The sequence below is a fragment of the Arthrobacter ipis genome (assembly GCF_014694315.1).
Taxonomy (GTDB): Bacteria; Actinomycetota; Actinomycetes; order Actinomycetales; family Micrococcaceae; genus Arthrobacter; species Arthrobacter ipis.
Window position 1 is genome coordinate 356,222 of the sequence record NZ_JAAOXD010000003.1, and the last position, 18,651, is coordinate 374,872.

21 protein-coding genes and 1 riboswitch are annotated in these 18,651 nt (G+C 68.8%); of the genes, 8 read left to right on the forward strand and 13 right to left on the reverse strand.

From position 1 onward, the window contains the following. The 7 genes from G9E11_RS08655 to hemE form a co-directional block, all read right to left on the reverse strand. A partial coding sequence (locus G9E11_RS08655) for a uroporphyrinogen-III synthase (RefSeq protein ID WP_246468830.1) occupies positions 1 to 787 on the reverse strand: 787 nt, incomplete at its 3' end. A 26-nt stretch (positions 788 to 813) separates the two neighbouring features. After that, positions 814 to 1,812: a hydroxymethylbilane synthase gene (hemC, locus tag G9E11_RS08660; RefSeq protein WP_190604785.1), complete on the reverse strand. Its 999-nt coding sequence runs from the start codon at positions 1,810 to 1,812 to the stop codon at positions 814 to 816. After that, the gene (locus G9E11_RS08665) at positions 1,809 to 3,044 is read right to left on the reverse strand and encodes a ferrochelatase (RefSeq protein WP_190604787.1); all 1,236 of its coding nucleotides are present in this window, start codon (positions 3,042 to 3,044) and stop codon (positions 1,809 to 1,811) included. The genes hemC and G9E11_RS08665 overlap by 4 nt, the downstream gene beginning before the upstream one ends. Next, positions 3,041 to 3,742 (reverse strand): hydrogen peroxide-dependent heme synthase, encoded by a 702-nt coding sequence (hemQ, locus tag G9E11_RS08670; protein WP_111905764.1) that lies wholly within the window; start codon positions 3,740 to 3,742, stop codon positions 3,041 to 3,043. Before hemQ ends, G9E11_RS08665 begins: the two co-directional genes overlap by 4 nt. Positions 3,743 to 3,816: 74 nt before the next feature. After that, the gene (locus G9E11_RS08675) at positions 3,817 to 5,001 is read right to left on the reverse strand and encodes a hypothetical protein (RefSeq protein ID WP_194717982.1); all 1,185 of its coding nucleotides are present in this window, start codon (positions 4,999 to 5,001) and stop codon (positions 3,817 to 3,819) included. A gap of 118 nt (positions 5,002 to 5,119) precedes the next feature. Continuing rightward, the gene (gene hemG / locus G9E11_RS08680; RefSeq protein ID WP_190604791.1) at positions 5,120 to 6,604 is read right to left on the reverse strand and encodes a protoporphyrinogen oxidase; all 1,485 of its coding nucleotides are present in this window, start codon (positions 6,602 to 6,604) and stop codon (positions 5,120 to 5,122) included. A gap of 6 nt (positions 6,605 to 6,610) precedes the next feature. Beyond that, positions 6,611 to 7,705 (reverse strand): uroporphyrinogen decarboxylase, encoded by a 1,095-nt coding sequence (hemE, locus tag G9E11_RS08685; RefSeq protein WP_190604793.1) that lies wholly within the window; start codon positions 7,703 to 7,705, stop codon positions 6,611 to 6,613. Positions 7,706 to 7,862: 157 nt separating this feature from the next. Here hemE and G9E11_RS08690 point away from each other — a divergent pair, with 157 nt between their 5' ends. Continuing rightward, positions 7,863 to 9,248: a glutamyl-tRNA reductase gene (locus tag G9E11_RS08690; protein WP_311764325.1), complete on the forward strand. Its 1,386-nt coding sequence runs from the start codon at positions 7,863 to 7,865 to the stop codon at positions 9,246 to 9,248. A gap of 96 nt (positions 9,249 to 9,344) precedes the next feature. Beyond that, the gene (locus G9E11_RS08695; RefSeq protein ID WP_190604795.1) at positions 9,345 to 10,031 is read left to right on the forward strand and encodes a hypothetical protein; all 687 of its coding nucleotides are present in this window, start codon (positions 9,345 to 9,347) and stop codon (positions 10,029 to 10,031) included. A 64-nt stretch (positions 10,032 to 10,095) separates the two neighbouring features. Here the strand turns inward: G9E11_RS08695 and moeB are convergent, their stop codons facing one another. Then, on the reverse strand, positions 10,096 to 11,295 hold the full coding sequence (moeB, locus tag G9E11_RS08700) for a molybdopterin-synthase adenylyltransferase MoeB (protein ID WP_190604797.1): 1,200 nt from the start codon (positions 11,293 to 11,295) through the stop codon (positions 10,096 to 10,098). Positions 11,296 to 11,379: 84 nt separating this feature from the next. On the opposite strand from moeB, the gene G9E11_RS08705 reads away from it, so the two are divergent. The 5 genes from G9E11_RS08705 to G9E11_RS08725 all read left to right on the forward strand — a co-directional run bounded on the left by G9E11_RS08705 (position 11,380) and on the right by G9E11_RS08725 (position 13,930). Beyond that, entirely contained in the window at positions 11,380 to 12,048 is a 669-nt protein-coding gene (locus G9E11_RS08705; RefSeq protein WP_190604799.1) for a TetR/AcrR family transcriptional regulator, read from the forward strand. 56 nt (positions 12,049 to 12,104) lie between these two features. After that, the gene (locus tag G9E11_RS08710; protein ID WP_003805104.1) at positions 12,105 to 12,329 is read left to right on the forward strand and encodes a DUF3107 domain-containing protein; all 225 of its coding nucleotides are present in this window, start codon (positions 12,105 to 12,107) and stop codon (positions 12,327 to 12,329) included. Between the two features lie 8 nt (positions 12,330 to 12,337). Beyond that, a complete protein-coding gene (locus G9E11_RS08715; protein ID WP_190604801.1) occupies positions 12,338 to 12,640 on the forward strand; it encodes a hypothetical protein in 303 nt (100 codons plus the stop codon). Positions 12,641 to 12,845: 205 nt separating this feature from the next. After that, positions 12,846 to 13,172, forward strand: a complete 327-nt coding sequence (locus G9E11_RS08720) for an ArsR/SmtB family transcription factor (protein WP_190604803.1) — start codon at positions 12,846 to 12,848, stop codon at positions 13,170 to 13,172. Continuing rightward, a complete protein-coding gene (locus G9E11_RS08725) occupies positions 13,169 to 13,930 on the forward strand; it encodes a cation efflux transmembrane domain-containing protein (protein ID WP_190604805.1) in 762 nt (253 codons plus the stop codon). Before G9E11_RS08720 ends, G9E11_RS08725 begins: the two co-directional genes overlap by 4 nt. On the opposite strand, the gene G9E11_RS21475 is transcribed toward G9E11_RS08725, so the two are convergent. From G9E11_RS21475 to thiO, 4 genes are all read right to left on the reverse strand, one after another. Further along, positions 13,927 to 14,604 carry a 4a-hydroxytetrahydrobiopterin dehydratase gene (locus tag G9E11_RS21475; RefSeq protein WP_190604807.1) on the reverse strand — a complete coding sequence of 226 codons (678 nt, stop codon included), beginning with the start codon at positions 14,602 to 14,604 and terminating at the stop codon, positions 13,927 to 13,929. The two genes, G9E11_RS08725 and G9E11_RS21475, sit on opposite strands and share 4 nt — an antisense overlap. Positions 14,605 to 14,667: 63 nt before the next feature. After that, the gene (locus G9E11_RS08735; RefSeq protein ID WP_190604809.1) at positions 14,668 to 15,462 is read right to left on the reverse strand and encodes a thiazole synthase; all 795 of its coding nucleotides are present in this window, start codon (positions 15,460 to 15,462) and stop codon (positions 14,668 to 14,670) included. A 5-nt stretch (positions 15,463 to 15,467) separates the two neighbouring features. After that, positions 15,468 to 15,704 carry a sulfur carrier protein ThiS gene (gene thiS / locus G9E11_RS08740; protein WP_190604811.1) on the reverse strand — a complete coding sequence of 79 codons (237 nt, stop codon included), beginning with the start codon at positions 15,702 to 15,704 and terminating at the stop codon, positions 15,468 to 15,470. Between the two features lie 78 nt (positions 15,705 to 15,782). Further along, entirely contained in the window at positions 15,783 to 17,057 is a 1,275-nt protein-coding gene (gene thiO, locus G9E11_RS08745; protein ID WP_190604813.1) for a glycine oxidase ThiO, read from the reverse strand. Further along, a riboswitch (TPP riboswitch) is annotated at positions 17,049 to 17,169 on the reverse strand. (Overlaps the previous gene by 9 nt.) A 26-nt stretch (positions 17,170 to 17,195) precedes the next feature. On the opposite strand from thiO, the gene thiE reads away from it, so the two are divergent. Further along, on the forward strand, positions 17,196 to 17,897 hold the full coding sequence (thiE, locus tag G9E11_RS08750; protein WP_190604815.1) for a thiamine phosphate synthase: 702 nt from the start codon (positions 17,196 to 17,198) through the stop codon (positions 17,895 to 17,897). 37 nt (positions 17,898 to 17,934) lie between these two features. Here the strand turns inward: thiE and G9E11_RS08755 are convergent, their stop codons facing one another. Then, positions 17,935 to 18,621, reverse strand: coding sequence for a ferritin-like fold-containing protein (locus G9E11_RS08755; RefSeq protein ID WP_190604817.1), 687 nt, complete (start codon positions 18,619 to 18,621; stop codon positions 17,935 to 17,937). Positions 18,622 to 18,651 lie beyond the last annotated feature (30 nt).

Sequence of the window (18,651 nt, forward strand, 5' to 3'; positions counted from 1 at the left end):
CCACGAGGCGGCACGAGCCGAGCGGCGCCAGCGTGGCGCCGATGCGCCGCACCGCGCTGGGCGAGGCGGCGACGACGGCGGCCAGGGCGCCGTCGTCGACCTCGGCTTTCGCCTCTGCGGGCGTCAGCAGCGGCAGCGGGGCGGTGCCCTCACTGCGGGTTCCGTCCAGTCCTGCGCCAAGGCGGCGCGCCGGCTCGGCCGGGAAGTCCACGGTGGAATAGGCCACCACAGTGCGCACCCGGGCACCTTTCGCCGCAAGCCCCTGGGCCAGCGCAGGTGCCGCGATATCGGCCTGTGGCAGCAGCACGGCAGCAGGACCGCCGGGCCACCCATTGACGATCCCGGCGGCTGAATGTTCCTGCTCCGGCTCAAAGTGCACGGCAATCCCGGCAGCCTCAAGCGCCCTCCGGCTCGCGGGACCCACCGCGGCAACCAGGGTTCCGGCCGGAAGCCAGTCGCCCAGTTGCACGGCGCGCTCTGCCGCCTTTTCCTGCAATGCCAGGACGGTGGTGGCACTGCTGACCACGAGCCACTCAAAGCTGCCCGCACCCAGCGCCTCAAAGGCGTCGTCAAGCGCTGCCTGGTCCGGCGCGCGTTCGGCGGCCGTCAGCGGCAGCAGGAGGGGAACGGCGCCGGCCAGCCGCAGTGCCTCCGCGAGGGGCCCGGACCGCTCGGGGCTCCGCGTCACCAGGACGCGGCGCCCGTCCAGCGGACGTTCTTCCAGGGGGCGTTCTTTCAGGGGCCGTTCTTCCAGCGAACGCTCGCCCCCGCGGTGCTCCCCGCTCATCATTCCCATCCGCTGGCCGGCTGCGGTCAGGAAGCCGTCAGGTCCGCGATGTCCGCAGCCCCAGCTGCCAGCAGGACCTCGGCCAGTTCGATTCCGAGCAGGGTGGCGCCCACCTCGGTGAGTCCGTCGGTAGCCCGCTTGTCCCGCACCGAGGCGGTGCCGTCCACGGCGCAGACCACGGCTTCCAGGTGGAGCATGCTGCCCTTCCGGTAGGCGTACGCGCCCACAGGGGCGGCGCAGCCTGCCTCGAGCCGGGCAAGCAGCGCGCGTTCGGCCGTGACCGCAAGCCTGGTGTCGGCGTCGTCAAGGGCGGCCAGAGCCTGGGCGAGCACGCCCTGCGACCCCTCGGTGGAGCCGGCCCGGGGCGGCGCCTCGGCGGTACGGCATTCGATGGCCAGCGATCCCTGGCCGGCTGCCGGGAGCATGATGTCCGTCTCCAGGTATTCGGTGACGGTGTCCAGGCGGCCAATCCGTTCCAGTCCGGCGGCGGCGAGGACGACGGCGTCGAGGTCGCACGACTTCCCGTCAACCACTGCGTCGGTGGCGTTGCCGGGCAGCCCGGGCACCCGGCCCAGCCGCGTGTCCACGTTGCCGCGGATGTCCACGATGTCCAGGTCAGGGCGGACGGCGCGCAGCTGCGCTGCCCGGCGGGGGGAACCGGTGCCGACGCGGGCGCCCTTGCGAAGGTCGGCCAGCTTGAGCCCGTCGCGGGCGCAGAGGACGTCGCGGACGTCCACACGCGGCGGGGTGGCGGCCAGCGTCAGGCCCGGGGCGGAGCCGGTGGGCAGGTCCTTCAGGGAGTGCACGGCAACGTCGCACTCGTTCCGCAGCAGCGCGTCGCGCAGCGCGGCCACGAAGACGCCGGTGCCGCCCATCTGGGACAGCGAGCCGGTGAGCACGTCGCCGTCGGTCCGGACATGGACGAGTTCGACGTCGAAACCTCCGACGGCGGCCAGCCGGTCGGCCGTCTGCTGGGTCTGGGTCAGGGCGAGCTTGCTCGCCCTGGTGCCGATCCGTACCGTCACTTCGAGTCCTGCCCGGCAGCCGGGTAGGGGTCGTGCCCCTGGCCGACGGTGGTGTCGGCACCGGCAATCGTGGGCTTTTCGCCGCGGAAGTTTTCGCAGCACCCGGGGCGGCACACGTCGTACCATGGCCCGAGGCCGGTAACGGCCTGGCGGTCCGCGATGTTGTTGGCTACCATGCGTTCGCAGATCAGTTCGACGAGACCTTCGACAAAGCGGCGGTGCGTTCCCGGCGTGGGCACACGGGTGGCGGCGAGGCCGAGGTCGCGGCAGGTCTGCAGGGCTTCGGTGTCGAGGTCCCAGACCACCTCCATGTGGTCGCTGACAAAGCCCAGGGGCACGATGACGATGCCCGCGACGCCCTGCTTGGCGAGGTCCTCGATGGCATCGTTGATGTCCGGCTCCAGCCACGGGATATGCGGGGCGCCGGACCGCGACTGGTAGACGAGGGACCAGGCGGCGGACAGGCCGGAATCGGCTTCCACGCGGCGCATGATCTCCGCGCCGTTGGCGAGGTGCTGGGCCACGTAGGCGGAATCCTCCGCGAACTCACGGGGCTCATCCTCGGAACGGCCGGCGGCCACGGCATCCCGGGTGGGGATGGAGTGGGTGGCGAAGAGAACGTGGATGGGGGCGTCGGGCTTGCCGGCTGCGGCAAGCTGCGCGCGCACCTCGGCGACTCCCTCGGCGGTACCCGCAATGAAGGGTTCCACGAAGCCGGGGTGGTCGAAGTACTGGCGGACCTTGTCCACTTCCAGCCTGCCGTCGAGCCCGGTTTCGGTCAGGGCCATGCCGATGTCCTCGCGGTACTGGCGGCAGCTGGAGTAGCAGGAGTACGCGCTCGTGGTGAGCATGAGCAGCCGGCGGTGGCCGGCGTCGTACGCGTCCTGGAGGGTCTGCGGGATGTAGGGGTCCCAGTTGCGGTTGCCCCACAGCACGGGCAGGTCGATGCCGCGCGCGGCCAGCTCAGCCTCGAGGGCGGCTTTCAGCTCGCGGTTCTGCTGGTTGATCGGACTGATGCCGCCGTTGGCGCGGTAGTGGTGGGATACCTCTTCGAGTCGCTCATCGGGGATACCCCGGCCGCGGGTGACGTTGCGGAGGAACGGAATGACGTCGTCCTGGCCTTCGGGGCCGCCGAAGGAGGCGAGGAGGACGCCGTCGTATTCCTTGGGGGCCAGCCTGCCGGTCTCGGTGACAGGGTTCGCGGCGTCTTCCTGCGGGTCCAACAGACTCATGCTAGGACCTCGGCGATCTCGCCCGCGGTGATCCGCCGCCCGGTGTAGAAGGGGATCTCCTCGCGCACGTGGTTGCGCGCTTCGGTGGAGCGCAGGTGGCGCATCAGGTCAACGAGGTCCACAAGCTCGGGTGCCTCCAGGCCGAGGATCCATTCCCAGTCGCCGAGCGCGAAGGATGACACGGTGTTCGAAATGACCTGCGGGAAGTCGCGGCCCAGCAGGCCGTGGTCGCGCAGCATCTGGCCGCGCTCGTTCTCCGGCAGCAGGTACCACTCGTAGGAGCGGACGAACGGGTACACGCACAGCCACTCGGCCGGTGCCACGCCGCGTGAGTACGCCGGGGTGTGGTTCTTGGCGAACTCCGCTTCACGGTGCACGCCCATGGCGGACCAGACGATTTCGGTTCCCGCGAACAGCTTGCTGCGGCGGATGTCACGGATGGCCTGCTGCAGCGCCTCAGGCTTGGGGCCGTGCAGCCAGACCATGACGTCGGCGTCGGCCCGCATGGCGGAAACGTCGTAGCTTCCGCGGTGGGTGACCCCGCCCTCGGCCAGGCGCGCCACCAGGGCGTCGAAATCCTCTGCGGCATCGGCGCTGCGGAGGGCCTCGGCGGAGCGCTTGAAAACGGTCCAGAGGGTGAAGAACTGCTCGGCTGATTCTTCGGTTTTGGTGACAGATTCGGCAGGAGTGTGGCTCATGGTTACTATCCTGCCCCTTCCATGCGGCCTAAGTCGAAAAACTCAACTTCTACGCTGTGTAGAAGTGGCTAATTTCACAGCGACCGACGGATCCGTACTGCGGCCACACCCGCCGCCCCGGCAAGCGCGAGGAGCCCTGCACCCCACCACACCTGCGGCTCAATGGTTCCGCTCCGTGACACGCCCATGACGGCACTCTCTGCCGGGCCGCGCGTGTAGGGCGAGCCGATCGTGGCCATGTTGTTGGGACCCGCGAGCTGCGCCGAGCCCCAGACTCCGCCGGCAACGCCCGCGGCCGAGCGTCCCCGCAGGCCGGACCCGTCCGACAGGCCCGTGATCTCCTCGAACGGGCTGGCGTCCGCGGAGGGGGTTTCGGTGGCCGCTGCGCTTTGCGAACTGCCGGCGGCCGGAGTCGGGGATCCTGCGGTTCCGGTCGCCGGGGAGCCGGGGGCGGATCCAGCGGGTGCTGATCCGGCCGGGGAAGAGCCGCCGGCTCCGGCTGACGGTCCTGACAAACTGCCCGACGGCGTCGGGGTTCCCGACTGCGACGGCGCTGAGGTTCGCGATGAGGACTGCGTGCCCGAGGGCTGTGTTTCGTACGGTTCAGGGGCTTCCGGAGTCCCTGATGGCCGAGCTGGCCGGGAGGGCGTCGCCGTTCCGGAAGAGGTCGGGGCTTCCGAGGAGGTCGGAGCGGGCGACGGCGACGGCTCGGTGTGACCTGGACCGGACGGTGCCGGAGCGGCCTGCGTGGGCGTGGCCGAGGCAGTAACCGACGGGTCAGGCGTCGGGCGGGCTGTGAGTGTCACAGATGGAACCGGAGCCGGGACCAGCGGCGCCAGCGACGGCGGCAGCGATTTAGACGGCGCTTCCGAGGGCGATGGCTCGTCCGTTGGCGAGGGGTCGTCCGTCGGCGAGGGGTCGGTGCGGCCGGCTGCTCTGCCGTCCGACTTCCCGCGGTTCGGCTTGCCTTCTCTCTTGCCGTGATTGGACAGAGCCGCCGCCGCCCAGGCCTCGAGGCCCGCGTTATCGACAGTGGCACCAAGCCCCGTTCCGGCAGCAGCACCGCCCTGGTCGGGCTCCGCCAGCAGGTCGGATGCAGCAGCGTTGGATTCAGCAGCGTCGGACGCAGCAGCGTTGGATGCAGGAACCCCTGCGGACAAGACCAGTACCGCTCCGAACGCTGCCGCTGCTGTGCCGCGCCGAAGTCCCCCATGGAAACCAGTCAGCGAACGAAAACCATCGGACTTCTGATTGACCATAGTCATCGACCCTAGACACAATTTCGCGCCGGGGAAAACTTGCGGAAGGTCCTCCCGGAATGTATCGCGGGCGGCAGGTAAGCTGCCTCCCCGCAGCCGTCCGGGAGAGCGGGGACGCCTACGCCACGAAGGCCGTGACCTGTGTTTTCGTGTCCGCCACCACAGCCGCCAGCCCGTTGCCGGCCAGCCAGCCGCCGACCATCAGCAGTCCGTCCGTGCCGGCGCAGATCTGCCGGACTTCGGCGACCCGTCGCCGGTGCCCCACAGCGGCAAAAGGCAGCGCTCCAGCCCAGCTGACGACGTCCCAGTCCACCAGCGCCTCCCGTGTGACGGGCACGGTCAGCAGCGCTGACGCATCCTGCAAAGCCATGTCAAGCAATGCCTCTTCCGACGCCGATTCCGGCCCCGGTTCGGCGGCAGTCGCAGCGGCTGACGCACCCTCGCTGCGTCCGTAGGAGAGCCGCAGCACGTGCCTGCCGCGACCGGCTGCCTCCGCCACCCAGTCCCATTTGCCGGTGGCATGGGTGAGGGCCTTCGCCCGGATTCCCTCCGTTTGGGGCGCCACCAGGATTCCCGTTCCGCGCGGACGACGGTCCAGCGCGGGGAGGTCAACAACGAGTGTCACAAGCTTGACCGCAGGCCCGGGCCCGGGCTGATGCGCGGCGAGCGCCGGGACCGCTTTTCCGAGGAGCCGCACAGCGGATGGTCCGTCCAGGGCAACCACCAGGACGTCGGCCTTATAGCTGCCCTCCCCCGCCGCCACCTCCCAGCCCTGCGGGGTCCGTGCAGCGTCGGTCGCCACTGTCCCTGGCATCAGCTGCACGCCGCGTGCGCGGAGGTCCGCCACAAGCTCCGTGACGAGGGTGTGCATGCCGCCCTTCAGGCCGGCGACGGCGGAGCCCGCCTTGGCAGGCGTGGCTTCCGTTGGTGCGCCCTGCGTTGGCGTGGTTTGCGTTCCTGTCCCCTTGCGCTGGGCAGCCACGGCGGCGGCCAGCGAGCCGTGCCGGGCGACGCCCGCGCGCAACCCCGGCGCCACCATGTCCACGTCGAGCAGACCGGGGTCAGCCGAATGCACGCCGCCCACTACGGGTTCGACCAGCCGTTCCAGGACGCGGCGTCCCATCCGGGCCCGCACCAGCGCGGAGACGCTGGAAACCTCGGCAGTGGTTCCCACGGAGGCGGGCAGCAGTTTGTCCAGCGAGGCGCGCAGGGAGCCGCCCAGGCCCAGCGAGCGGCGGACCTCCGGGTCCCATGGATTGGCGGGGATGCCCAGCACGCCGGTCTTGGGAAGTTCGCGCGGTCCGCCCGGCAGCTGCACCCATGCGCCGCCGGGCCGCGGGGCAACGATATGTCCGCCCAGCCCGAGTTCAGCGGCGAGGTCGGCCACCGCGGAGGAGCGGGTGGCGAAGGACTCTGCCCCGCTGTCCAGGGTCAGCCCGGCGACGTCATGCCTGCCGACGCAGCCTCCCCAGGCTTCGGCAGCTTCCAGCACGGTGGTGTGGAGGCCCGCCCGTGCCAGTTCCCGGGCGGCCAGGAGCCCGGAGATGCCGCCGCCGACCACCAGTGCCGTGCGTCCGGCGACCGGAGGACTGCCCGCAGCCACAGCCCTTTACTCCGGGGAGACGGAGTGGATGAGTTCGACGACGCGCGTCAGGACGTCGGGGTCCGTTTCCGGCGGCACGCCGTGGCCGAGGTTCAGCACGTGGCCGGGTGCCGCCGCGCCCGACGCGATGACCTCGCGGACGTGCGCCTCAAGGACCTCCCACGGGGCGGACAGCAGCGCAGGATCGATGTTGCCCTGCAGCGGGACGGTGCCGCCCAGCCTGCGGTTGGCCTCATCCAGCGGCAGCCGGTAGTCCACGCCGACGACGTCAACGCCGACGTCGCGCATGGCCACCAGAAGCTCGGAGGTGCCGGTGCCGAAGTGGATCAGCGGCGCGCCCAGGTCACGGACGTGGTCCAGGGCGCGGGACGAGGCTGCGGCAACGAAACGGGTGTAGTCGGCGAGGCCCAGGGAGCCTGCCCACGAGTCAAACAGCTGGCCCGCGGAGGCGCCCGCCTCCAGCTGGGCGCGCAGGAACAGGCCGGAGGCATCCGCGGCCCAGTTGGCCAGCGCCGTCCAGGTCTCGGGGTCGGCGTGCATCATGGTGCGCGGGCCAAGGTGGTCCCGGGAGGGCCGGCCCTCCACCATGTAGGCGGCCAGTGTAAAAGGCGCGCCGGCGAAGCCGATGAGCGGGGTCTTGCCGAGCTGATCCACGGTCAGCCGGACGGCTTCCCGGATGGGTTCCAGCGACTCCTCAGTGAGGCGCGGCAGGGCGGCGACGTCGGCGGCGGTCCGCACGGGCTTATCCAGGACCGGTCCCACGCCGGGCACGATGTCGACGCCGACGCCGGCCAGCTTCAGGGGAATGACAATGTCGGAGAAGAAGATGCCCGCGTCAACGTCGTGCCGGCGCACCGGCTGCAGGGTGATTTCCGAGGCAAGCTCGGGGCGCAGGCAGGAGTCCAGCATGGCGACGCCCTCGCGGAGCTTCAGGTATTCCGGCAGGGAACGCCCCGCCTGGCGCATGAACCACACAGGGCGGCGGCTGGGCTTGCCGCCGCGGTACGCCGTAATAAGCGGAGAGTCAGCGGTGCGTCCGTCGCGAAGCGGATGGCCTGCGTCGAGTCCGGTACCGGCGGGGGTTACAGCGCTAGAAGTCATGCCTTTGATTGTGCCCAAATTCGCCCCCAAAAGATAACGACAGCCTGTCACCCGCGGCAGTCCCCTCAACGGGTGGCAGGAATCACAGGCCCGGAAACAAGGGATCCGGACAAAGGGTTGTTCTACGCGCCTACGAAAAAGCTATGATTGTCGTGCTGTGGTTCTTTTCTCATTGGTGGCTACACACGCCGACATCGACCTCGAAACCGTTGCTCAGCTAAGCAACGGTTCTTCTGGCATTGCCACGTCCGCCCTCGCCGGTTCGCCGGCGGTCAAGGGTGCGGTCGTCCTTGCCACCTGCAACCGCTACGAAATCTACGGCGAGGCGCCGCACGCCGACGACGTCGAGGCCGCACGCGCCGCGCTTGTCGGCCAGATCAGCGATTCGAGCGGGCTCAGCGAGCAGCTGGTGTCCAGGTCATTCAGCACCCGCACCGGCCCCGAGGTCACCGAGCACCTTTTTGCTGTGAGCTCCGGACTCGACTCCGCCGTCGTCGGCGAGCGGGAAATTGCCGGGCAGGTGCGCCGGGCCCTGATCACTGCCCAGCATGAGGGCACCGCCAGCGCCGGGTTGGTCCGCCTGTTCCAGGCCGCTTCCAAGACCGCCAAGGATGTCGGCGCGCAGACGGCCCTCGGCTCCCGCGGCCTGTCCATCGTCTCGGTCGCACTCGACCTCGCCACCGACCTTTCCGAAGAGACCGACTGGTCGAAGAAGAAGGTTGTGGTGTTTGGCACCGGCGCCTACGCCGGAGCCACCATGGCGCTGCTCCGCGAACGCGGCTGCCGCGACATCGCGGTGTTCTCGTCGTCAGGACGCGCGGCCACCTTCGTGGCAACGCGCGGCGGGACCGCCCTCGACGGCGACACCCTGCACGCGGCCGTCGCTGCCGCCGACGTCATGATCGGCTGCAGCGGCTCTGACACGAGGGTGGAAGCCGCCGAGCTCGCCCAGGTCCGCGCCGGATCCGCCCAGCCGCTGATCGCCATCGACCTGGCGCTCACCCACGATTTTGATCCCGCGGTCGGAGAGCTCGACGGCGTGGAGCTGCTGACGCTGGAGTCCGTGCGGCTCGCGGCGCCCCAGGAGCAGGCGGAGTCACTCGCGCAGGCCAGCAGCATGGTTACCGGCGCGGCCCAGGCGTTTGAACAGGAACGTGAGGCACGCTCCGTGGATTCGGCCATTGTGGCCCTCCGCCGTCACACCATGAGCGTGCTCGACGCGGAAATGGAAAAGGTCCGCGCCCGCCACGGCTGCACCGCCGCCGCCGAAGAAGTTGAGTTTGCGCTGCGCCGCATGGTGAAGCAGCTGCTCCATGTCCCCACCGTGCGCGCCCGCGAGCTGGCGTCCAACGGCCAGCAGGATGACTACGTCGCTGCGCTGGAAACCCTGTACGGCATCACCGTGGAGCAGCCGGCCGCCGCGTCAAAGGCCGAGTGCCCTGTGGACCACAGCGCACTCGCTGCAGGCAGCCTGTCGAATACAGGGCCCCTGCAGGACTCCACAATCCCGCAGGAAAATGAGCCACGCAGGAACTCCGCCTAGCATGCATATGTTCTGACAAACTGGACCCCACAAGCTTTCCATAGGTTCCCCGCGCAGCATTGAAGTTGCCCGTGAAAACCATATTGGGGAGCCATCATGAATTTTTCTTCGCCGGCGTCTGCCGTGCCGTCCCTGAGCCGCCGGCAATTCGGACTTATCGTGGGCAGTGGAGCTCTCTTGCTGGTAGGAGGCGGGACATACGGCATCGTGTCCCGCGCCAGACCCGGTGGCGGAGCCGGACTCTCCACAACCTTCGGCACACTTTCGCTCGTCGACGCCGGACGCCTGGCCAGGCTTGATGCGCAGGGGCGCCCTGCCGCCACGCCGCTCGCCTCGGCCGTATCGCAGGTCACGGACGGAACGCGCAGGGCCGCTGCAGCAAGCCAGCCCGGAATCCAGCGCGTCTCCAGCCGTCAGGGTGCCGCGGTGGACGACCACCACGGCGACCCCCTCCTGGACTCTGACTGGCCGCAGCCCGGCAACTTCACGTGGGGCGACGTCGTCGTGCTCGAAGTGGCACTCACCAATGTCCGGCCCGAGCCTGTCCTGTTTAGCCCGGGACAGCTGCGCCTCAAGCTGCTGCCCTCCGGCATCACGGTAGCCCCGCAGGACGCCGACCGCGGCCCCGGCACGATTGCCGCCGGCGCCACTGAGAAGGTGTGGATCAGTTACCTGGCCCCTCACGATTCTGTCGCCATGGAAATCGAGTACACGGGACTGGAGGACGATGCTCCGCAGGCCCTTGCGCTCCCGCTGCTGACGGTCGCCAAGGTACTCTCATGAAACGCGGCACCGGCTCGCCTGCCGTGCGTGCCAGCCTCCATAAACAGCAGTGAGGGAGGCTGGGTCAGTAGACCGGCTTCTGCGGCTCCACGTCGCGCACCCAGGCGAGGATGCCGCCGTCGAGATGGCTGACGCGCTGGTAGCCCGCCTTCCGGGCCGCTGCCAGCACGGCAGCCGAGCGCGTCCCGGCCTTGCAGTGGAACACGATGTCCCTGTCCTGCGGCAGCTCGCTCCACGCCTCGCCGGCCAGAATCCGCCCCTGCGGGATCAGGACGGACCCGTCGATCCGGACAATGTCGTACTCCCCCGATTCGCGCACGTCCACCAGGTCGAAGTCCTTCAGCCCGGCCTGCCGCGAGGCGAGCATCGTGGCCAGCTGCGTTGCCGTCACGGTGTGCCCGGAGTCGGCTGTCTCCGCCGGGGCGACGCCACAGAAGGCCTCGTAGTCGGTGAGTTCCGTGATACGCGGGGCGTCCGGGTCCTTGGACACCCTGATCTCGCGCCAGCTGCCGCCCAGGGCGTCGTACAGCGCCACCCTGCCCAGCAAGGAGCGCCCGACGCCGGTAATCAGCTTGACAGCCTCCGTCACCATCAACGATCCGACGGCCGCACACAGCATTCCGAACACGCCCCCCTCCCCGCAGGACGGCACGGAGCCGGCCGGCGGGGCCTCCGGATACAGGTCCCGGTACGTGGGCCCGTGCTGCTCCCAGAAGACGCTGACCTGCCCGTCAAAGCGGAAGATGGACCCCCACACGTACGGCTTGCCGAGGATGGCGGCGGCGTCGTTCACCAGGTAGCGCGTGGCGAAGTTGTCCGCCCCGTCCAGGATGAGGTCGTAGCCGGCGAAAAGCTCCAGGGCGTTGGTGGCATCAAGCCTGACGTTGTGCAGCCGGACGTCCACCAGCGGGTTCAGCTCCGCAATGGCGTCCCGGGCGGATTCGATCTTGGGCCGGCCCACGTCCCGCACACCGTGGATGATCTGCCGCTGCAGGTTGCTCAGGTCCACGGCGTCGTCGTCGATGATTCCGATGGTTCCCACGCCGGCGGCCGCGAGGTAGAGCAGCGCCGGCGAGCCCAGGCCGCCCGCGCCGATGACCAGTACTCGCGCGTTCTTCAGCCGGCGTTGGCCGAGTGCGCCGATTTCGGGAATGATGAGGTGCCGGGAATACCGCTCCACCTCTTCGGTGGAGAGCCCGGCCGCGGGATCGACGAGGGGGCCCGGGAGCGTGCGGACTGTATTTGCCGTGGACGGAGAAGCCATACTTCAATGTATGCCTGAAGATACCGCGCGGTCATATTACCCCCGGGTAAAGTGAAGTTAACTGCAAAGGAAAGAAGGCCAACAGTGGTTCATCATGCACCGGTTGATCGAACTCAGGCCGCGCAATCCAATGCCGGCCCGGGCCGCGCCGCCGGCCAGCGTTCCGCGAGGCTGCCGCGCGACGAGCGCCGGGCCCAGCTGCTGGCCGCAGCCCAGGAAGTTTTTGTCGCCAACGGGTACCACGGCGCCGCAATGGACGAGATCGCGGAAACGGCCCACGTCAGCAAGCCTGTGCTCTACCAGCACTTCCCGTCGAAGCGTGAGCTGTACCTTGCCCTGCTGGACAGCCATCTCGAGGCACTCACCGAACTCATGCTCGGGGCAATGAGCTCCACCACGGACAACAAGGAACGCGTGCAGGCCGTCATGCGTGCCTATTTCCGTTTCATTGACAGCGACGACCAGGCGCACCGGCTGGTCTTCGAGTCCGACCTGATCAACGACGCCGATGTCAGTTCGCGCCTGGAGACGTTCAACAAGACCTTCGCCGAGGCCATAGCGCGGATCATCGCAGAGGACACCAAGCTCCCCCTGATGGAGGCCCAGCTGCTGGGACGCGGGCTTGCGGGCATGGCCCAGGTCAGCGCGCGCTATTGGCTCGAAACGGACGGAAACCTCGACCTCGATGTCGCCAGCGACCTGATTTACCGTTTAGCTTGGCGTGGAATCTCTCGCTTCCCCAAAGAGACCTAGACTACAACTGAAACTACCTTTGAAATTTCAACCTTGACTGGCTGGGAGGCCTTGCTGTGGAAGTAAAGATCGGCATTCAGAACGTCGGCCGTGAAATTGTGCTGGAATCGGCTCAGGATGCTGACGCTGTGGCCAAAGTAGTGGCCGAAGCCATCGCCAAGGGCAGCGAGCTGCGCCTGAACGACGAGAAGGGCCGCCAGATCATCATCCCGGCTAACGTCCTCGGCTACGTCGAAATCGGCGCAGAGGAAGTGCGCCGGGTCGGCTTCGGCGCACTGTAGGCCGAGCAGTGCTGTCCCTTGTGATCGTGGTCCTGGTGACCGCTGCTGCCGGGTTCATCGTCTGGGCCAACGACCGGCGCCACACCAAGTACGGCATCCTCGTGCCGGCAGGCACCGCTGTTTCGGTGGGCGTGCTCGCCTGGATCATGTGCATCTGGGCGGGGCTGGGCTACCAGCCGGGCCTGACGTGGCTATCGTGGGTCCTTCCCATGGCGGCCGGAACGGTTGCCGCCCTGGCAGTGGCGGTCTACCTGGGCAGAGCACGCGCCAGGCAGGACACCCAGCGGCTGACGGCAGCGCTGAAAATCTAACCACGGCAGGACCAAGCCGGCGCAACGCCCCTGGACATCAGTGACCACCACCCAAGCGGGTGCGTGGTCACTGTCCTTTAACCTGCTTGTCCTTTAACCTGCTTCTAAATTCCTGAATCGGGTTGGCCTGGTGTGCTGGTGACCGCGTGCTGGGGCCGGTGGCACGACGTTTGCTCAGTACATCGGCGGATGTACCGTTGGGCTTATGCAGACTCTGACACATGCTCCGGTGCTGGCCCGGTTCGGGTACGCGGTCTCTGACCCGACGCGTGCCCGGATCCTGCTGGCATTGGCCGATGCGCCAGCCTACCCTTCCGACCTGGCTGATGCCCTGGCGGTGTCGCGCCAGAGCATGTCCAACCATTTGACCTGTTTGCGCGGCTGCGGCCTGGTGGTGGCGGTCCCGGACGGCAGGCGGGTGCGGTATGAGCTCGCCGACGCCCGGCTGGGCCATGCCATCCGGGATTTGGTCGGAGTGGTGCTTGCTGTGGATCCGGCGTGCTGCGCTCCTGACGGGACGTGCCTGGCATGAGCGCTGTGCAGCTGTCACTGGCGCCGGCGCGGCGGGCGGTCCTGAACCGCCGTATCCGCCTCTTCGCGGCGGCGACGATCACCTACAACGTGATTGAAGCCGCGGTGGCCCTGTGGGCCGGCGGCGTCGCGGACTCATCGGCACTTATCGGGTTCGGGCTGGACTCGGTAATCGAGGTCACCTCCGCCCTTGCCCTGTCATGGCAGTTCTCCTCCAAGGACCCGGAGCGCCGAGAACACCTCACCCTGCGGATCATCGCCCTGTCCTTCTTCGCGCTGGCAGCCTTCGTGTCCATTGACGCCATCCACTCCCTCACAGGCGGCGGGGAGGCCCAGCACTCGACCCCCGGGATAGTGATCGCCGCGCTGAGCCTGGCCATCATGCCTGTTCTGTCCTGGCTGCAGCGCCGGGCCGGCCGTGAACTGGGCTCCAAGACTGCTGTTGCCGACTCCAAGCAGACGCTGCTGTGCACCTACCTCTCCGCCGTCCTTTTGGTCGGTCTCGTCCTGAACAGCACGCTGAGCTGGTGGTGGGCCGACGCCGGCGCCGCCCTTGTGATCGCGGCGATCGCCGTCCGTGAGGGTGTCAACGCGTGGCGCGGGGATGTGTGCTGCACGGTCCCCGAGGCGGTGCGCGGTGAACACCAGGAAGCATCGTTTGGGCCTGCCGCGGACGGCTGCTGCGACGGCTGCACAGCATCAGAACCGGCGCCTGCACCGCAGGTACTGGGCCTGCCGCTGACCCGCTGGGACCACTAAGGACCGGATTCAGGGCTCGGGCCCTGGCCTTCCTCGGTGTGCAGGCAGAGCCGGTTCCCCTGGGCATCAGTGACCACCACCCAGTTGGGTGCGTGGCCACTGTTCATCTGCGCCCCCGTTGCCGCGGTCTTCTCCAGTACGGGTGCCGACTCGGCCTTGGAGCGGTGGATGTCCAGATGGAGACGGTTGTCGTTTGGCGTCGGCGTCTCCTGGAACCAGAGGCCGGGGCCGCGCCCGTAGGGGTCAACCAGGTCCCCGGACCGGCCCTTCCGGTAGCCGAGAGCTACCCGCCAGACCTCGGAAATTTCCGCCGCGTCAGCCGTGTCGATGCCGATGTCCACCGACCGGTACAGGCCGGGCTGGGCCTCGGCCCCTGCCGCTGAGGCGGCATCGCTGACGGAGGCGGCAGCGCGGGTGTCCCGCCTGGACACCTCCCCGCCGACGTCGTGGGAACTGAACCGGATGAACACCCGGTTATAGCGCCAGTCAAGGTCCGGGTGGTGGTCCGTGTCCTCTGCCACGCGTCCGACGGCGGCAATCAGCTCCAGTGCGGCCGCCGCCGTCGGCGTCTTATAGACAGTGACAAGCCCGCCGAGGCGGTAGCGCCAGTCGGGAAGGCCGGCGAGCGCTTCGTCGATCTGGGCTCGGGTGAGGATGTCGTCCCTGGCGGCCACAACTGACTCCTTGGCAGTACCGGCTGAGCCGCCCCACGCCGGAGCGGCAGGGATTGGCCGGACTTAGAGGAACTCCGCCCGGCCCTCCATGGCTGACGACGCCAAGGCATGCTCGCGGCGCGGGATCCGCCCGGCCGCACGCGCCAGCCTACCGGCGATGACGGCGTGTTTGAAGGCCTCGCCCATGAGTGCGGGGTTCTGCGCGCGGGTGACGGCGGTGGCCAGCAGCACGGCGTCGCAACCCAGTTCCATGGCCAGGGCCGCGTCGGAGGCCGTGCCGATCCCTGCGTCCAGGACCACCGGAACGGAGGCCCGTGACACGATCAGCTCGATGTTGTGCGGATTGAGGATGCCCAGGCCCGTGCCGATCGGCGCTCCCAGCGGCATGACGGCCGATGCACCCAGGTTCTCCAGCCGAAGCGCCAAAACCGGATCGTCATTGGTGTACGCGAAGACCTTGAAGCCGCGGTTGACCAGCTGCTCGGTGGCGTCCACCAGCTCCACGGCATCAGGCAGGAGCGTGTGCTCATCGGCGATGACCTCGAGCTTGACCCAGTCGGTCTCCAACGCTTCACGGGCCAGCTCCGCCGTCATGACAGCGTCCCGGGCCGTGAAGCAGCCGGCGGTGTTGGGGAGCACGCGGATGTTGTGGTCCACCAGCAGCTGGAACAGCGAGCCGGTCTCGGCAGGCGAGTAGCGCCGCATTGCAACTGTTGTCAGCTGGGTGCCGGACGCGAGCAGCGCGGCGCCGAGACCGTCCAGGCTTGGAGCGCCTCCGGTGCCCATGATGAGCCGCGAGGTCAGCTCCATCCCGTCAATGACCAGGCTGTCTGCTGTTTCAATCACTGTTTCTGCCATCGTCTTCATCCTCCCTGGACTGCCGTGACAAGTTCGATTTCGTCGCCTTCGGCGAGGGCGGTGGCGTACCACTGGCTGCGCGGCACGACGGCCGAGTTGCGGGCCACCGCCACACCCAGCCGCTGGCCGTCGGCGGCCTGCCCGCCGGCGGACAGTTGACGTCCCGTGACCTGGCTGACGAGTGAGGTGACGGAGGCGCCCTCGCTGACTTCCTGTTCGATGCCGTTCAGTGTGATGTTCATGCTGGTTCCTTGTTCTGGTCAAATGTGACGCGGGTCAACGTGGCAGTGCCCGCGGCGGGGCGGTGTCCCTTGGGGTGGTTAGCCCAGGATTGGGCTGAGTGCAGCGGCAGGTCCCAGAGGGTCCGGGAGCCCGGGTGAAAACCGGCCCGGCCGGAAGGCGGCCCAGCGCGGATCGGTAATGCCGTCCATGAGCTGGCGGCAGATGGCCGCGGCGGCCGGGGTCAGCAGGACGCCGTGGCGGAAGAAGCCGGTGGCGATGATGAGGCCGGCCACGTCCGTGCCGCCCCCTTGCCCGTGTGCCGGCACCCGGCCCAGCAGCGGGGCGTTGTCCGGCGTGCCGGGCCGTGCCCGGGCGGTGGCTTCGAGCAGCTCCAGTTCGGCGACTGCCGGCAGCAGCGCCTGGGCGTCGCGCAGCAGCTGGTAGACACCCCCGGCGCTGGTGCCCGGCACACCGTCCTCACGCTGGGTGGCACCGATCACCACCGTGCCGTCCCGGCGGGGCACCACGTACACCGGCACGCCCCGCACCATGCCGCGCACCGTTGCGGTGAGCAGAGGCTGCAGGTGCGCGGGGACCCCGAGCCTGAGGATGTCCCCGTAGACGGGACGCAGCGGCAGCAGCAGGCCTTCCGGGAGGTTCTGCAGGTGCGCCGCGGCCAGGCCGCTGGCCACCACCGTCTCGGCCGTCCTGACGGTTCCGCCGCCCGCCAGCCGAACCCCGCAGACCCGCGCGCCGTCCCAGAGCAGGCCGGCGGCGTGCTCGCGCACCGCGTATCCCTCCGCTGCCGCAATCTCCTGGCCATGGCCGGCCAGCTCGGCAGCAACCGCCCGTACGAGCTTCCGCGGATCCACCTGGTGGTCCGCCGGGATGTCGAGGGCGCAGGAGATCGCGGGGCTGAGCAGCGGCTCCCGGGAACGTGCCTCACGGATGGTCAGCGGTTCAACATTCAGGCCGTGGGCACGCTGCACGTCCCGCAGGTCCATCAGGGCCCGGCGGTCCGCCGGATCGGCACCCACCGCCAGGGTCGGCGTCGTCAGGTAACCGGCGTCTTCGCCGGCGGTGAGTGTGGCGGCAAACTCGGGCCATCGTGCGGAGGATTCCAGCATCAGTTCCAGGAGCCCTTCCTCCTGGTAATGCAGTTCGCTGACCGGGGCGAGCATGCCGGCCGCAGCCCAGCTTGCACCGCTGCCCGGGGCTTCATCGATGAGCACCACTGAACGCCCGGAGCGCCGTGCCTCCCAGGCGATGCCGTGGCCCACCACGCCGCCGCCAATGACTGCTACATCGGCCTCAAGCGCGCCGGACTCCGAGGCTCCCGCGGAGCGATCTTCGCCGCTTATTTCAGGGGTCATGCAATTCCTTCCCTACGCCGGTACTAACCGGATCAGGTCAAGCGGTCGGCTCTGACGCCCTCTCAGCCCTGCGTCTTTATGACAGCAGTAACGGGCTCCCGCGGTACCTGCCCAGTTTAGAGGAACTAAGGTGTTGCCATGACCGTGCACTCTGCCCACACCGCCGCCCGCCTGTACCTCTGCACCGACGCCCGCAAGGACCGCGGGGACTTTGCGGACTTCGTGGACGCGGCGTTCGCCGGCGGCGTGGACATCATCCAGCTGCGGGACAAGAGCATCGAGGCAGCCGAGGAACTCGAACTGCTGGAAGTAGTCCATGCCGCCGCCCGCAGGCACGGCCGGCTCTGGGCCGTGAATGACCGCGCCGACATCGCGTCCATCGCCGGCGCACCGGTATTCCACATCGGCCAGAAGGACCTGCCCCTGCGCGCCGCCCGGAAGCTGCTGCACGATTCAACGGTCATTGGGCTGTCCACCCACAGCACGGAACAGGTGGATGCCGCCATCGGCGCCGCCCACGGGCGCAGCGGCCTGGACTATTTCTGCGTGGGCCCGCTATGGGCCACCCCCACCAAGCCCGGGCGCGCCGCCGTCGGGCTCGACCTGGTGCGCTACGCGGCGGAGGCCGTCCGCACCGCAAACGAGGAACGGGTCGGCGGCCTGCTGCTGCCCTGGTTCGCGATTGGCGGGATCGACCGCACGAACGTGGAGCAGGTCCTGACGGCCGGAGCCAGCCGCATCGTCGTCGTGCGAGCGATCACCGAGGCGCCAGACCCGGCAGCAGCTGCGGCGGAACTGCTCGACGCCCTCGACGCAACGTCCCCGGCCGCCGTCTCTTAATCGGAGCGGCCCGGCACGCGGGCGGAGAGTCCTGTACCTACCCGCTCAGGCCCAGCTGGACCATCCGCCGGGAATGGTTCTCTGCGACTTCGGCGGTGATAGCCTGCACCAGCTCGCGGGCGGTGGCGTCCGTGGCCCCGGGTTCCGCCTCGACGAACAGCTCGCCCAGGAAGGCGTGGTCGTGGCCCACGCGCTGCGCCTGCGTGATCGCTTCGCCGAGGAGGCGGCGGCCCCACAGCGCCAGCCTGGACGCGAGCCGGGGGTCGTCCGCCAGCGCCCCGCTGAGCCGTTCCCGGAGCACGGCCGTGGCCTCTTCCGACGACTGGATCTGCTGGATGACATCCCGCGTTCCGGGATCCACAAACCGGGCCACCGCCCGGTAGAAATCCGCGGAAACTGTGTCCACCACATAGGCCTTCATCAGGGATTCGTACCAGTCCGCCGGGCGGGTCCGCTCGTGGAAGTGGTCCACGGCGGACTGGAACGGCAGCATCGCGTGTTCGACGTCGACGCCCATCCCGGCGAGCTTCGCGCTCACCAGTTCGTAATGCTGGAATTCGATGACGGCGATCCTGCCAAGCACGGCGCGGTCGTGCAGCGTGGGTGAGTAGCGGGCGTCGGACGAGAGCCGTTCGAAAGCGGACAGTTCGCCGTACGCCATCACGCCGAACAGGTCCGCGACGAAGCGGTCGTAGCGAGCGGTGTCAGCGGAGGATGTGCCCATAATCCAAGACTAACGGCGCAATTCGGGCTA